The 14,820-nt window shown below is 47.0% G+C and carries 15 protein-coding genes; all 15 read right to left on the bottom strand.

The genetic code is table 11. From position 1 onward, the window contains the following. Positions 1 to 59 precede the first annotated feature (59 nt). Entirely contained in the window at positions 60 to 1,649 is a 1,590-nt protein-coding gene (miaB, locus tag AC50X8_RS21110) for a tRNA (N6-isopentenyl adenosine(37)-C2)-methylthiotransferase MiaB (protein ID WP_056038068.1), read from the bottom strand. 254 nt (positions 1,650 to 1,903) lie between these two features. Then, positions 1,904 to 2,479 carry a phosphate propanoyltransferase gene (locus tag AC50X8_RS21105; RefSeq protein WP_056038071.1) on the bottom strand — a complete coding sequence of 192 codons (576 nt, stop codon included), beginning with the start codon at positions 2,477 to 2,479 and terminating at the stop codon, positions 1,904 to 1,906. A 219-nt stretch (positions 2,480 to 2,698) separates the two neighbouring features. After that, positions 2,699 to 2,959 (bottom strand): stage V sporulation protein S, encoded by a 261-nt coding sequence (locus tag AC50X8_RS21100; RefSeq protein ID WP_025335291.1) that lies wholly within the window; start codon positions 2,957 to 2,959, stop codon positions 2,699 to 2,701. 139 nt (positions 2,960 to 3,098) lie between these two features. Next, entirely contained in the window at positions 3,099 to 3,893 is a 795-nt protein-coding gene (locus AC50X8_RS21095) for a TIGR00282 family metallophosphoesterase (protein WP_494863934.1), read from the bottom strand. 76 nt (positions 3,894 to 3,969) lie between these two features. Continuing rightward, the gene (rny, locus tag AC50X8_RS21090; protein WP_046230788.1) at positions 3,970 to 5,511 is read right to left on the bottom strand and encodes a ribonuclease Y; all 1,542 of its coding nucleotides are present in this window, start codon (positions 5,509 to 5,511) and stop codon (positions 3,970 to 3,972) included. A 231-nt stretch (positions 5,512 to 5,742) separates the two neighbouring features. Beyond that, positions 5,743 to 6,372: a RecX family transcriptional regulator gene (locus tag AC50X8_RS21085; protein WP_494881282.1), complete on the bottom strand. Its 630-nt coding sequence runs from the start codon at positions 6,370 to 6,372 to the stop codon at positions 5,743 to 5,745. A gap of 119 nt (positions 6,373 to 6,491) precedes the next feature. Next, positions 6,492 to 7,553, bottom strand: coding sequence for a recombinase RecA (recA, locus tag AC50X8_RS21080; protein ID WP_056038078.1), 1,062 nt, complete (start codon positions 7,551 to 7,553; stop codon positions 6,492 to 6,494). Between the two features lie 260 nt (positions 7,554 to 7,813). Beyond that, complete coding sequence (locus AC50X8_RS21075; RefSeq protein WP_056038082.1) at positions 7,814 to 9,061, bottom strand: competence/damage-inducible protein A; 1,248 nt, start codon at positions 9,059 to 9,061, stop codon at positions 7,814 to 7,816. A 158-nt stretch (positions 9,062 to 9,219) separates the two neighbouring features. Further along, the gene (pgsA, locus tag AC50X8_RS21070; protein ID WP_056038085.1) at positions 9,220 to 9,795 is read right to left on the bottom strand and encodes a CDP-diacylglycerol--glycerol-3-phosphate 3-phosphatidyltransferase; all 576 of its coding nucleotides are present in this window, start codon (positions 9,793 to 9,795) and stop codon (positions 9,220 to 9,222) included. Positions 9,796 to 10,016: 221 nt separating this feature from the next. Continuing rightward, positions 10,017 to 10,508: a YajQ family cyclic di-GMP-binding protein gene (locus AC50X8_RS21065; protein WP_046230783.1), complete on the bottom strand. Its 492-nt coding sequence runs from the start codon at positions 10,506 to 10,508 to the stop codon at positions 10,017 to 10,019. A gap of 37 nt (positions 10,509 to 10,545) precedes the next feature. Continuing rightward, a complete protein-coding gene (locus tag AC50X8_RS21060; RefSeq protein ID WP_056038088.1) occupies positions 10,546 to 11,445 on the bottom strand; it encodes a helix-turn-helix domain-containing protein in 900 nt (299 codons plus the stop codon). 20 nt (positions 11,446 to 11,465) lie between these two features. Next, positions 11,466 to 12,233 carry a DUF3388 domain-containing protein gene (locus AC50X8_RS21055; RefSeq protein ID WP_046230848.1) on the bottom strand — a complete coding sequence of 256 codons (768 nt, stop codon included), beginning with the start codon at positions 12,231 to 12,233 and terminating at the stop codon, positions 11,466 to 11,468. A 197-nt stretch (positions 12,234 to 12,430) separates the two neighbouring features. Beyond that, positions 12,431 to 12,682: a DUF3243 domain-containing protein gene (locus AC50X8_RS21050; RefSeq protein WP_056038091.1), complete on the bottom strand. Its 252-nt coding sequence runs from the start codon at positions 12,680 to 12,682 to the stop codon at positions 12,431 to 12,433. 106 nt (positions 12,683 to 12,788) lie between these two features. Further along, on the bottom strand, positions 12,789 to 13,517 hold the full coding sequence (gene ymfI / locus AC50X8_RS21045) for an elongation factor P 5-aminopentanone reductase (protein WP_056039063.1): 729 nt from the start codon (positions 13,515 to 13,517) through the stop codon (positions 12,789 to 12,791). Between the two features lie 14 nt (positions 13,518 to 13,531). Next, positions 13,532 to 14,818, bottom strand: coding sequence for an EF-P 5-aminopentanol modification-associated protein YfmH (yfmH, locus tag AC50X8_RS21040; protein ID WP_056038094.1), 1,287 nt, complete (start codon positions 14,816 to 14,818; stop codon positions 13,532 to 13,534). Positions 14,819 to 14,820: the final 2 nt, after the last annotated feature.

Genomic DNA, 14,820 nt, shown 5'->3' with positions numbered 1-14,820 from the left:
ATTTAGTTTCAAGTGTAAACGGCTGAAGCCGTCCTTTGGCAGCAAAGCTTCCGTTTCGTTTAGAGTACAACCGCTTCGCGCAGCTCCGTTCCTGTAGGCTCTGCTTTAATATACCAGGTTTTCGCTTCTGTTACTTTCGCTTGAATGAGCTGGCCAATCCATTCCTGCGGGCCTTCCAAATGAACGAGCTTGTTCGTACGTGTACGTCCAGCTAGCACATTTGCGTTATTTTTGCTCTCACCTTCAATCAGCACCTCGATTGTCGTGCCGATCATCCGTTCATGACTCTCCAGGCTCATCTGCTTCAGCAAATCATTCAGACGCTGCAGCCGACGTTTCTTGACATCAAGTGGAACATTATCCTCCATACCGGCAGCTGGCGTGCCCTCACGCGGCGAATAGATGAAGGTATAGGCTGAGTCAAAGCCCACCTCGCGAACGAGCGAGAGCGTATCCTCGAACTGCTCATCCGTTTCGCCAGGGAACCCGACGATAATATCAGAGGTCAGCATAGCATCCGGGATAGCCGCCTTAATTTTACCCACAAGCTCTAAATACATTTCACGCGAATATTTACGGCTCATCCGTTTAAGCACTTCCGTGCTGCCCGATTGAACAGGCAGATGAATATGCTCGACCAGATTGCCCCGCTGCGCCAGCACCTCAATGAGATGATCATCAAAATCTCTAGGATGGCTCGTTGTAAACCGAACACGCGGAATGTCGATTTTAGACATGTCGTTCATGAGGTCGCCAAAGCGATACGCTATATCTTCAAAATCTTTGCCGTAAGCGTTCACGTTTTGCCCAAGCAGCGTCACTTCCTTGAAGCCTTGTCTTGCCAGCTCCCTTACTTCGGCGATGACGTCCTCCGGACGGCGGCTGCGTTCCTTGCCTCTTGTATAAGGCACAATGCAGTAAGTGCAAAATTTATCGCACCCATACATAATGTTAACCCAAGCCCGCATGCCTTCACGTTTCTTCGGCATGTTTTCGATAATGTCGCCTTCTTTGGACCACACCTCGACAACCATCTCTTTGCTGAAATAGGCATTTTGCAGCAGGAACGGCAAGCGGTGAATGTTATGCGTACCAAAAATCATATCGACGAAGGAATGTTTTTGCAAAATACGTCCGACAACCGATTCCTCCTGCGACATGCAGCCGCATACGCCGAGCAGCAAGCCCGGCTTCTGCTGCTTCAGCACCTTAAGATGCCCAAGCTCCCCGAACACTTTATCCTCGGCATTTTCCCGGATCGCACATGTATTCAGCAGCACCACATCCGCCTCAGTCCGATCCTCCGTCGCCGTATAGCCCATTTCCTCGAACATGCCCTTCATAACTTCCGTGTCATGCTCATTCATTTGGCAGCCGTACGTTTGAATCAAATAAAACTTGCCTTTGCCCAGCGTCCGGAATTCCTCCGGTATGGAAAAATCATAATGAACCTCTATATCCTCTTTGCCCCGTTTTTTCTCTTCCTTGTGGTTCGGAGCAGCATTGATTTGAATATTGCGTCCTTTGATTCGATAGGTGATTTTGCCGTCTTCCTCGCTAAGCACCTTCGCATCAGAGAAATCAAAATATTTCGAGTAATCCCTATCTTTATTAGCGGCTTTCAAATCCGCTGAATTCCCCTTTGTCATGCTTTAGTCACATCCTTATATCCTTGTGCTCACCCGTGTTTAAACATCAATAAGAAATTATAACACATATAAGTCCATCGAATCCATTACTGTTGCTGCTAATGCTCTATTTTTTCCAACAAATCTTGAAAACGCCTTCTTATTTGCTTGAAAAAATCAAAAAACGAATAGCAGCGAAGGAGCTGCTATCCGTTTCAAAAATGAGAAAAACCTATTACAGCTTCTTCACAAGCTGTATCTTGGAAAAAGGATGATTAGCCTACAATTTCAGCTGTATCCCCGTTTTTAATGCCTGCGGCATTCGCTTCATCCGTATCAATATGCATGTCCAATGCGAAATCTGGGGATACACGGGCGATCACTTCCTCAAATACGACGCCACGATCTCCGCCAAAACGCACTTTCAGCTTTTGCTTGTCGGCAATGCCCCATTTTTCAGCATCGCTCGTGTGGAAATGAATATGGCGGGCTGCAACGATAACGCCCTCCTCAATCGTCACTTCGCCAGCCGGCCCTTTCAGCGTAATGCCAGCCGAGCCGCTAATATCACCGGATTCGCGGACCGGCGGGTTTACGCCAATAGAGAAAGCATCCGTGCGGGAAACTTCAAGCTGTGTCGCCTTGCGGACAGGTCCAAGAATTCTTACTTTAGGAAAAGAAGATTTCGGTCCGATTACGGCAACCGTTTCATTTGCTGCATATTGTCCTGGCTGTGAGAGAGCTTTCGCCTCCGTCAGCTCGTAGCCTTCTCCAAATAAAATCGCGACATGCTCTTGAGATAAATGAATATGGCGTGCCGATACCCCTACAGGTACTAGTTTTTGTGTCATTGCATTTACTTCCCTTCGCTTATTGATCTGCTTTCCTTGCAACAAGGATCATGTGCCCTAACCCGCAACATGCTAGGGCAATCATAACATTTATTTGTTTTATCCCACAACAACATATGTCACTATAAAGCAAAAAACCTGCTTACGCGATTGTAGGCAGGCGTTACATATGAACTTTTTTCTACATTTCTCTAACGACTTAAGGCTTCGTTTAAGCGCTTATCTAGGCTCAACAATGAGCTTAATCGCTGTCCGATCCTCGCCATCAATCACGATGTCTGTAAAAGCCGGTATACAAATTAAATCCACCCCGCTGGGAGCAACAAATCCTCGCGCAATCGCAACTGCCTTAATTGCTTGATTTAGTGCACCCGCCCCGATAGCTTGTAATTCAGCGGCGCCGCGTTCACGTAAAACTCCGGCCAGCGCACCTGCAACGGAATTTGGATTGGACTTTGCTGAAACTTTTAATACATCCATAAAAATGTACCTCCTCGGGAATGATGGATGGATTCCACTACTAGCAATAGTATTCGAGAGAGGTAGAAAAATTCCTGCTTTTATTGCCGAAATTAACAAACTGTTCTGAATTGTCTAAACTTTCAATAAAAAAAAGCTGCTACATGAGCAGCCAGTCTTCTTCTACAAGTCTAATTTTTTGGAATTTGGTCGTTTCGCCTGTCGCATCGTCGATTTGGATCGACACGCCATGCAAATGCCATTTGCCTTCATCCACGACAAAACGTGTAGGCATTTGGGTCATAAACCGATGCAGCACCGCATTGCGCTCCATCCCCAGCACACCGTCCTTCGGCCCCGTCATGCCAACATCCGTCAAGTAGGCTGTGCCGCCTGGCAAAATCGTGTCGTCATTCGTCTGAACATGTGTATGTGTCCCTACAACGACAGAAGCATGTCCAGCCAAATGCCAGCCCATTGCAATTTTTTCCGAAGTCGCTTCCGCGTGAAAATCGACCAAAATATTTTTCGTTGTTCCATGCGCCTCCTCGATTAGCTCATCCGCTTTGCGGAACGGACAATCAATCGGCGGCAAAAACGTTCTTCCCTGCAAATTTATAATGGCGAGCTGCTTGCCGTTCGCTTTAATAATCGCCATGCCTTGTCCTGGCGTTCCTTCCGCGAAGTTCGCAGGTCTTACGATACGAGGCTCATCATCTATCCAGTCAAAAATATCTTTGTTATCCCAAGTATGATTGCCCATCGTAATCCCATGAACACCGCATTCAAACAGCTCATTGACAATGTTCTTTGTAATGCCCCGGCCTGCCGCTGCATTTTCGCCATTTACGATAATAATATGCGGGTTGTATTTCGATTTAAGCGCTGGAAGCACTTGCTTAACGGCTGCACGCCCTACACTTCCAACAATATCCCCAATAAATAATACGTTCATTGCTGCTCACTTCCTTTACCTATTCAGACAGGAAAAGTGGCTGCAGGGCAGCCACTTTTCCGCGTTGCTATGCTGTTTACTTCGCGTATTCCACAGCCCGTGTCTCACGAATAACGGTGACTTTGATGTGGCCTGGATAATCAAGCTCACTTTCAATCTTCTTCGTAATGTCGCGAGCGAGTCGGAATGCTTCTGTATCGTCAATCTTCTCAGGCTGTACCATAACGCGTACTTCACGGCCGGCCTGGATGGCATACGATTTCTCAACACCATCGAATGACTCCGAAATATTCTCCAGCTTCTCCAGACGCTTGATGTACGTTTCGAGCGTCTCACGGCGTGCGCCTGGACGTGCTGCCGACAAGGCGTCAGCTGCACCAACCAGCATTGCGATAACCGAAGTGGCTTCACAATCACCATGGTGGGAAGCGATACTGTTAATAACAACAGGATGTTCTTTGTACTTCTTGGCTAATTCAACGCCAATCTCAACGTGCGAGCCTTCAACCTCATGGTCAAGTGCTTTACCGATGTCATGCAGCAAGCCTGCACGCTTCGCGAGAGTAATATCCTCGCCCAGCTCGGCAGCCATAAGTCCAGTCAAGTAAGCAACCTCCATGGAGTGCTTGAGCACGTTTTGACCGTAGCTTGTCCGATACTTGAGTCTTCCCAAAATCTTAATCAAGTCAGGATGCAAGCCATGCACACCCACCTCAAAAGTAGCTTGCTCACCGTATTCACGGATACGCTCGTCCACTTCCTTGCGTGATTTCTCAACCATCTCTTCAATACGAGCAGGATGGATACGTCCGTCAGCGACAAGCTTCTCAAGTGAAGTTCGGGCAATTTCACGCCGGATAGGATCGAAGCCGGACAGGATGACCGCTTCCGGTGTATCGTCGATAATGAGATCGATACCGGTCAATGTTTCCAGAGCGCGGATATTACGACCTTCGCGTCCGATAATGCGGCCTTTCATTTCCTCATTCGGTAAGGAGACGACTGATACAGTCGTTTCTGCTACGTGATCAGCCGCACAACGTTGGATAGCGAGCGATATAATATCACGTGCTTTTTTATCTGCTTCTTCTTTAGCCTGCTGCTCGATTTCCTTGATCATCTGCGCTGTCTCATGTCGTACTTCCTGTTCAACATTAGACAAAATAATCGATTTCGCACCTTCCATCGTCAAGCCGGAAATTCGCTCCAGCTCGCTAAGCTGCTGCTTATAGATGGTATCAATCTGTTCTTGGGTTTCATCGATCCGTTTCTCTTTGTTGGCAACTAATTCTTCTTTGCGTTCCAGCGCTTCTAATTTTTTATCCAACGACTCCTCTTTCTGGAGTAAACGTCTGTCCTGTCGCTGAACCTCATTACGACGTTCACGAATGTCTTTTTCAGCTTCGGTACGAAGTTTGTGGACTTCATCTTTCGCTTCCAGCACCGTTTCCTTTTTCTGCGCTTCTGCTTCTTTTTTCGCATTTTCTACGATTTGGATAGCAGCCTGCTCAGCACTGGAAATTTTGGCTTCGGCAATCGACTTTCGAATAAAATAACCAACTCCAAAGAAAATAACGCCAACAACGAGACTGATCAAGATCGTCCAAATAGGATTCATCCTCTTGTTCACCTCCTCGTTGCATTCACAAAAGCAAACGCTTGGAATGATATTTGATTTTAGTCGGTTTCCATACCGTTTTCATCTTCTAACAACTTGCCGAAAATAATCTTCTCAAATCAATTTTTGGAAGGAAAATAGATTTGATGTGGAAGGAATACAAATTCATTTTATCTTTTGGTAAAATCAATTGTCAAGCAAAAGCCCAACGTGATCTTTTTGCTTTATTGATTATGCATTCTCTTCCGCTGATTTTACTGCGGCTTTAATAATGTCTACAGGAAAGCCCCTTCGTATTAAAAAAGCTGCCAGCTTGCGTCTGCGCTCAAACGGCTCGCCTTTTATAGTTCGCCATTTTTTGGAAGCGGTAGCAATAGCTGTTTCAAGCTCCATCTCACTGTCAATTGCCGAAGTAGCGGCAAGCGCAGCTGTTTTGGACACACCCCGCTGCAGCAATTCCTGCTGAATGTAACGCCTGCCCTTCTGGCTGCTTTTCATTCGCTGAGCAGCAAATTGTATCGCATACTGTTCATCATCCACAATATGTTCCTTTTCTAAACGCTCAATGGTGTAATTAATATGATCCTCAGCAATTAGTTTCCGTTTCAGATACTGCTCTATTTGCTTGCTTGTCCGCGGCTTAAAACCCAAATAATAAACCGCCATCGCATAAGCGCGATAACGCTCGTCCTCGCTGCCAATTTCCTCTATTTGCGCCTCTGTAAGAAGTTGTCCTTTAAACAGTGTATGGCGGATCAACAGATCCTCATGAACCGATAAAATCGGCTCTTCGCCTTCCGCGAATATAAGATAGCGGCTTCGATGCTTGCTGTCTTTCTCAACCGCTCTGATTTCAATCATAGGCCCTCCATGTTACGTTTTGCAACTAGTTATAAATGCTAAATAAAACAAGTTCGCCGTCCCTAGAAAGGAACGGCGTCATCATCATTCTTTATCCATTTCGCTACTAATTGAGCGTATTAGTCCAATTCAGACTCATCAAAATCGTCTTCATCCTCTTCTTCTTGACCAAGACCTGTCGCTTGAGTAGCAGTCGCTACCAAGTTGCTGGCATCACGAATTTGCTTATCAATGACGTCTGCAATATCTTCATGGTCTTTCAAAAACTGCTTAGCATTTTCCCGGCCTTGACCGAGGCGCTCGCCATTGTAAGAGAACCATGCACCGCTTTTTTGTACAATATCGAGTTCAACGCCCAAATCAACGAGCGTACCCTCTTTGGAAATGCCCTCACCGTACATAATGTCAACCTCGGCTTGCTTGAACGGCGGAGCCACTTTGTTTTTGACAACTTTAATACGTGTACGGTTACCAATCATATCATTGCCTTGCTTCAGTGTCTCAATCCGGCGGACATCAAGACGTACGCTGGAATAAAATTTCAAAGCGCGTCCACCTGGTGTCGTCTCAGGGTTACCGAACATAACGCCGACTTTCTCACGCAGTTGGTTAATAAAGATCGTAATCGTCTTCGATTTGCTGATGGCTCCGGATAGCTTGCGAAGTGCCTGTGACATTAGGCGTGCCTGCAAACCAACGTGCGAGTCACCCATGTCGCCTTCGATCTCAGCCTTAGGTACCAGTGCTGCAACAGAGTCGATAACAACAATGTCAACCGCGCCACTACGAACGAGCGCTTCTGCAATTTCCAGCCCTTGCTCCCCTGTATCTGGCTGGGAAAGCAGCAATTCATCGATATTAACGCCCAGCTTGCTTGCATATAACGGATCAAGTGCATGCTCCGCATCGATAAAGGCAGCTTGTCCGCCTGCACGTTGAACTTCTGCAATCGCATGAAGCGCAACGGTCGTTTTACCAGATGATTCCGGTCCATATACTTCAATAATACGTCCTCTCGGGAAACCCCCGATTCCAAGTGCGATATCTAAAGCAAGCGAGCCGCTCGGCACGACCTCCACTTGCATATGTGTTGATTCCCCTAGTTTCATGATAGAGCCCTTGCCGAATTGTTTCTCAATTTGACGCATAGCCATATCTAACGCAGCACGACGATCAGCCAATCAACTCACATCCTTCGTTATTTATAATATAATGATAACCTTTTTCCGACCCTTTGCCAAGCACTTTTTCGAACATACATTCGTTTTTTTTGTGAAGCCGACGGAAGGCATGCAACTTTTAAATATCTGTAACTAAACAAAAAAAACCGCAGCAAAGTTATCTTCGCCACGGTTCTTCCGTAAGTTGAGTTCAGTATACGCCCGTTTCCGGCAAAAAGCAACACCTTTCGCCAAATTTTGGTCGAAGAACTCTTATATAGTTAGTTTTGAATTGCAAGCCACAAACGGTACAGCAATGTTTTTACAGCGCGAACGCGAATAATCGTCCGGCTGCCGCTTAATTGCAATGGATAAACCATCGTCTCCTTGCCACGCTCGGCAATAGCTATATAAACAAGCCCTACCGGCTTGCCTTCACTCTCCGCAGGGCCAGCAACACCTGTTATAGACACGCCGAAATCGCTGTCTGCGAGCTGCTGCACCCGCTCAGCCATTAGCGCAGCTGTCGATTCGCTTATGGCGCCAGGAGCCCCTTCGCCCTCTAGCTGCGCAAGAGGTATGCCTAGCAGCGCATGCTTCATTTCATTCGTATACGTTACAACACCGCCCGTGTATTCCCCACTGCTTCCAGGTACGCTCGTAATCAACTCTGCTAGCAGACCGCCGCTGCAGCTCTCAGCACTAGCTAGCTTGCGTCTGCTAGCGCGAAGCAGTCTTATGACCGCCTCCTCCAGCGGAATGTCCTCTTGGGCGTATAGATGCTCTCCAATGCGTTCAATAATCTGCTCCACTGTCGCATCAATCTTGCCATCAGCCTCTGCCTGTGTGGCCGCCTTCGTCGAAACGCGAATAGCTACCTCGCCTTCCTTCGCATAAGGAGCAATTGTCGGGTCAACCTGAGCCTCGATTAGATCGAGCAGTTTAGCCTCCAAATTGGATTCCCCAATGCCTGCAAACTTCAGCAACCGCGAATAAAGCGGCTGCTCATGCCCGAGCAGCGTCCGCAGCCATTCCTTGCCCGGCCCGTCGATCATCGGCTTCATTTCCCGTGGAGGTCCCGGCAGCAGCATATAATGCGTGCCATCCTCCGTCAGAGCGTTGCCTACCGCAAGGCCCGCCGCATTGTGCAGCGGTACGCTTCCATCGATAGACAATGCCTGTCTGCGATTGCTTTCAACCATATGTACGCCTCTTGAGCTGAACAGCTCTTCGATTTTATCCATGGAAGGCTTGTGCAAGGACAAACCACGGCTCAAATAAGCAGCCAGCACATCCTTCGTCAAATCATCAAGCGTGGGCCCCAAACCGCCTGTAAACACGAGCAGGTCAGCGCGTTCTCTCGCTGTCACAATTGCTTTGCGAATACGCTCGGGGTTATCCCCGACTACGGTTTGAAAATAAACATCAATGCCTAGCGCGGCCAGCTCTTGGGACAAATACTGTGCATTTGTATTTACAATCTGTCCGAGCAGCAATTCTGTACCTACTGCAATAATTTCTGCTTTCATGCTATTCATCCTCCTTTAGGTAATGGCAGCGCCATTTCGCGATGAAATATAAGCCCATTATAGGGGTGTAACTTATAAATTTCTTATATTTTAAGCAAAAGCATCCTTCCCGAAACAGGAAAGATGCTTTTCAAAAAACGGCAAAGCGCGTTTCATCGTTATTCAACCGGTATTAGATGTTTATTTTTCACAAAATAATCAATTCCGGAATAAAGCGTAATCGCAACTGCGACCCAGCTTGCAATCAAATCAAATGGAAATGAGATGAAAGCAAATGGGAAATTGTTAAGCAAAAGCGAGATAATCATCGTAATTTGTATAGCTGTTTTCCATTTGCCCCAGTTGCTGGCCGCCATAACACTGCCCTCAAGCAGCGCAATTTGACGAAGTCCCGTAACGGCGAATTCACGGCTAATAATCAGGATGGCAATCCAGCCAGCCAGCTTATCCATCTCCACAAGGGAAATCAGAACCGCAGCCACAAGCAGCTTGTCAGCGAGAGGATCGAGAAGCTTGCCTAAGTTGGTTACGATTTTGTTCTTACGGGCGATATACCCGTCCAAACCATCCGTACTCGCTGCCACAATAAAAATAATCGCCGCAATAATCTGGTTATATGTAATGGAATAGTCATCAAATACAACTGAGCCCACATTCATATTAACGAGTAGGAAAACCATAATAATCGGCACTAAAATAATTCTAACCAGCGTGATTTTATTGGCGAGATTCATACCTCATCCTCCCCGAATAAAACAAAATCCGTCCTGCCATTGCCTATCATTGCAATCACCTGTTCTGTCATCTGCGTCTCCCCAGATCCCTTCCGCGAAACTATCTTATCAAGTATAATACATTGTTTAATCTGGTGTCAAAATGAAGAAAAACAGGTTTAACAAAGCCCCCTTCTCCCGCCAAAAGCGAAAAAAGAGGACTTCAATACCGCCACATGCGGTTAACGATAATTTGTAAATTGCAGCTCAATCGGCAAGTTAGCACCGCGCAGCAAATTCATAACAGCTTGCAAGTCGTCACGGCTTTTGCCGCTTACGCGAATTTGATCGCCTTGAATCAGGCTTTTCACCTTAAGCTTCGAATCGCGAATCAAAATATTAATTTTTTTGGAATGCTCCTGATCAATGCCCTGCTTAAGCTTTACATGCTGACGAACAGTATTCGCCGAAGCCGACTGAATTTTGCCGTAATCCATATTTTTGATCGGCACGCCGCGTTTAATCATTTTCGATTGCAAAATATCAATTACACTGTTCAATCTGTACTCATCATCAGAGACGAGAACCAGCTCTTCATTTTCCAGCTTAATGCTGCTTTTGCTGCCTTTAAAATCAAAGCGCGTCTCGATTTCACGCTCCGCCTGCTGAATCGCATTGTTTAGCTCCTGCATGTCCACCTTGGACACAATATCAAATGAACTTTCTGAAGACATGTAACTCCACTCCCCTATAAAATAGCTATTATCCGTGTTATGGCGTAGCCGAACCGGTCGCTTCCGGGCTGCCTGCATTCGCCGATGCCGCCGGATTCAACTGGATTTTTTTTGAGCCTGCACGGTCCCCATCGGGAACAAGCACGCCATCAACTGAAATCGTGACCAGATCGGCACGGCCCACATTGATATATAACGGCTGAGTCAATTCAAAGTTCAATGTCGAGCCGTCATTTGCATTTTCCGATAGCAGCGCGCTGCCTTTTGAGCCGCCTTCACGAACTTCCATCCAGCTTTTCCCGCCAGCAACCTTGATTTCCAGCTTGTGCACGGCTGTTCCTGGACCTACATCATAATGGTCGACCTTGCCGATTTTCGATGAAAAAGTAACCGTCACATCCTCCTGAATCGTCGGTGTAGGAGATGGTGTAACCGTAGGCGCAACAGCACCCGTTGACGCTCCAGCTTCCGGCGTTGGCGTAGGTGGTGCAGATTCATCGGTAATTTTCGTACCTTGATCAACCATATCAGAAGGTTTGTCTTTTTGATTAATGACAAAAATCCATACGACCGCCACAATCAAAATCAAAAATGACCACATCATCACATTAAAGCCGAGCTTGCCAATACGGTCAGAGCCGACAGACTGTACGCGTCTGGGCGGCCTTGTGGTAACAGGCTCCGTTAATGTTTCTGTAATCGTATTCGGTACTTCCTTCTCGTGCAGGCGCAGCACCTCTTCGGTATCAAGCCCTACAGCTTCGCAATAATTTTTCACAAAGGCCCGCAAGTAGAAGCTTCCCGGCAGCACGCTGTGATCGCCGCTCTCGATAGCTTCGAGGTAGCGTTTGCGAATTTTCGTCGTTTCCTGAATATCGTCAAGCGTCAGCCCGCGTTCTTCACGCGCCTTGCGGAGCAGCGCTCCAAGATTAGACATGCCTGCTTCCTCCTTTCAACTTAAAAATCATCCGAGTAATTTGCAGTAAACGATTCGTACGTAATTTCCTCATCCGGCGTATTGCGCAGCTCTATAATAATATCAAAATGGCTGTGATCGTATTGGGACTCTTTAATAAAAATATCGGGATGCTCAATGACCTTCGTCGAAGGCATAGCCATAATTTCCTGCAGCAAGGCATGATGGCGCTCATTGGAACGAATCGTGCTCACAATGCCGTCAATAATAAAAATATTATTTTCGTTCATTTCTTCTTCCGACAGCTGGCTTCTTACCGTTTGGCGGAGAAGCGTTGAAGAAACGAACGCCCACCGTTTATTTGAGCATACGCTGCCAGCGATGATGGATTCTGTTTTCCCTACGCGCGGCATGCCACGTAAACCTATTACCTGATTGCCTTCACGTTTAAACACTTCGCCAAGAAAGTCAACGAGAATACCCAGTTCATCGCGGGTAAAACGGAATGTTTTGCGATCGTCAGAATCCCGTTCGATATATCTTCCATGGCGCACAGCTAAAATATCTACAATAGTTGGCGTCCGCAGCTTGTTCACTGTAATATTATCAACTTTTTTCAGCATTTTGCCGAGCAGCACGATTTTTTCTTCATCATCGGTTTGCAGCAGCATGCCGCGCGTCCGGTCTTCTACACCGTTAATCGTCATTATATTAACTTCCAACATACCAAGCAAAGAAGCTATGTCGCCGAGCAAGCCTGGCCTGTTCTTATGTATCTTATATTCCATATACCATTGTTTTGATTCCAGCCTAATCACCATCCCAGCACATTGTTGACCGTACATTTCCTGTTGTCCGTCAAAATCTTATTCTACAATTTTCGCCACAATCCTGCAACCTCACATCAAAACTATTGAAAAGATAGCGGCCGGTGCTTGCGGTTATGATTCATATTCGCAGAAAAGCCTCCGTGCGGGAGGCTTTTCTGCGAATAACATGTAGCGGATTACGCCTTTTGTACCAGCTTTATCATGAGGCAGGCTAGAACTTTACGCTCGGAATCGTCGCCTGCATCCCACAGTTCCTTCAATACGCGCTGCTCCTCATTTTTCGGATCGACCTTTTCATCGAGAAAAGAACCGATTTCGAAGGCCAGGCTGGTGATGGCCTCATCATTCATTCCGATTTGCTTCGCATGCTGCACCTTGTCAGCCAAAAACTGCTTCCACGTATCGAAGTTTGTAAGAACGGTTGACATTTTTCTTCGCCTCCTTGTTTTGTGAAGAATCATCAACAGTCATTATTTTGCTTCGATACGAGGCAGATTATGCGGATCATTTGCCATCAAAAAACAGCATTTTTCCTTACGTATGCCAGCCGCCATTCGGACTTATGACTTGACCTGTAATGTAGGAAGATTCCGGCAGGGAGAGAAAATAAACGAGCGAAGCGACTTCATCCGGCTGGCCGAGGCGGCCCAGCGGAATTTCCTGCTCTAATGCTGTTTTCTCATCCTCATTGAATCCATCCATCATTTCGGTGTTTACCGCTCCAGGAGCAACCGCATTGACTGTAACGCCCGACGGCGCCAATTCCTTAGCCAAAGCTTTCGTGAAAGCGTTCATCCCTCCCTTGGAAGTGGAATACAGCACTTCACAGGAGGCGCCTGATATTCCCCAAACGGAGGAAACATTAATAATTCGGCCGAAACGATTTTCAATCATGGGCGGCATAAAAATCTGGCTGCACAAAAACATTCCCTTCAAATTGACAGCCATCAGGTCGTCCCATTCTTCCTCCGATACGTCCATGAGCATGCCATAATGCGCAACACCGCCATTGTTAACGAGTATATCAGGCATTCGGTTATGTGCCTCAAGCTTGTCTCGCATGCGCAGCAGCTGCTCCTTGGAGCGCAAATCAGCGGTAATGGTCATTGCATCTCCGCCAAGCTGCAAGCATTCCCTTGCTGTTTCATTTGCCGCCTCATGGGCGTTTAAATAATGGATGACGACATTCATGCCTTCCGCCGCGAAGCGCCGCGCAATTGCGGCGCCGATGCCACGGCTTCCCCCTGTTATAAGCACAGTCATCTCCCCCAGCGTCTTCACGCCTCAGGCTTCTCCACTATTGATACCGCCAGCTGATTAAAATCGAAATGCTCGCGCAGGCGCTCATTTGCCTGCTCAAGCGTACAGCTTTCATACAACGGCAGTACATCAAACATATCGCTGTCGCGGAAGCGGTAGCGTGTAAATTCGCCTGCGATGGATTCAGGGGAGTTCAGCATCCGCAAGTAACCGCCGATTTTTTTTCGTTTTGAGCGTTCAAAGGCGATTTCATCGAGTCCACTCTCAAGCGCTTGCTCAATAGCAGACTTAACACGAGCTAGCAGCTGCTCTGGATTTGGCGTATCTCCGCCAAGCACCGAAAACGCATAACCCGGATTTGCATTATATTCGGTTCCAAAGGAATCGGAAATAAGCTGGCTTTCATATAGCTCTTCATACAAAGCGGAGCTTGGCCCGAACAATACGTCCAGCATTAGCTTGGAAGTAACTTCCTGACGCAGCAGCTCTTCGCTGGATAGCCCTGTGTTTTTCTCCTTAAAGCCAAACATGCATTTTGGCAGCGATACCGGAAGCTTCGTTACTTTATGCGGCGTTTTGACCGAAGTCGGCTCATCCTCAAATAAACGACGTATTTCACCCTGCGGCTTGAAGTTTTTAGCCGCTTGATTGCGCCTTACAAGCTCAAATACTTCCTTCGCATCTACGCCGCCAACGACGAACAGCAGCATATTGGATGGGTGGTAAAAGGTTTCATAGCACTGATACAGCGTTTCCTTGTCAATTTGATAAATCGACTCTACAGTGCCGGCAATATCAATATGAACCGGATGGGTGTGGTACAGCGCATCAATAAGCCCAAAATAAACGCGCCAATCGGCATTATCCTTGTACATATTGATTTCCTGTTCGATAATGCCTTTTTCCTTGTCCACATTCGTATCGGTGAAATAAGGATTTTGCACGAAATTAATGAGCGTCTCTAAGTTGGCAGGAATTTGCTCCGTCGCTGAAAACAAATAGACAGTACGGTCGAAGCTCGTAAAAGCGTTCGCTGAAGCGCCTTGGGAAGCAAACGTAGCGAAAATATCGCCAGTTGGCTCCTCGAACATTTTATGCTCCAAAAAATGGGCAATACCGTCGGGAACTTTGACCGCTTCCCCATCGCCGACTGCAAACCAATTATCTACGGAGCCATATTTCGTCGAAAATGTTGCGTAGGTTTTATGAAAGCCCTCTTTAGGCAGCACTATGACTTCAAGCCCATTATCCAGCACTTCACGATAAAGCGTCTCCTGTACGCCCTTATACTCCAATGGTTGCACGA

This window comes from Paenibacillus sp. JT22N15 (assembly GCF_059383755.1).
The sequence above is the reverse complement of the archived record's forward strand: the minus strand, read 5'-3'. Positions and strand labels throughout refer to the sequence as shown.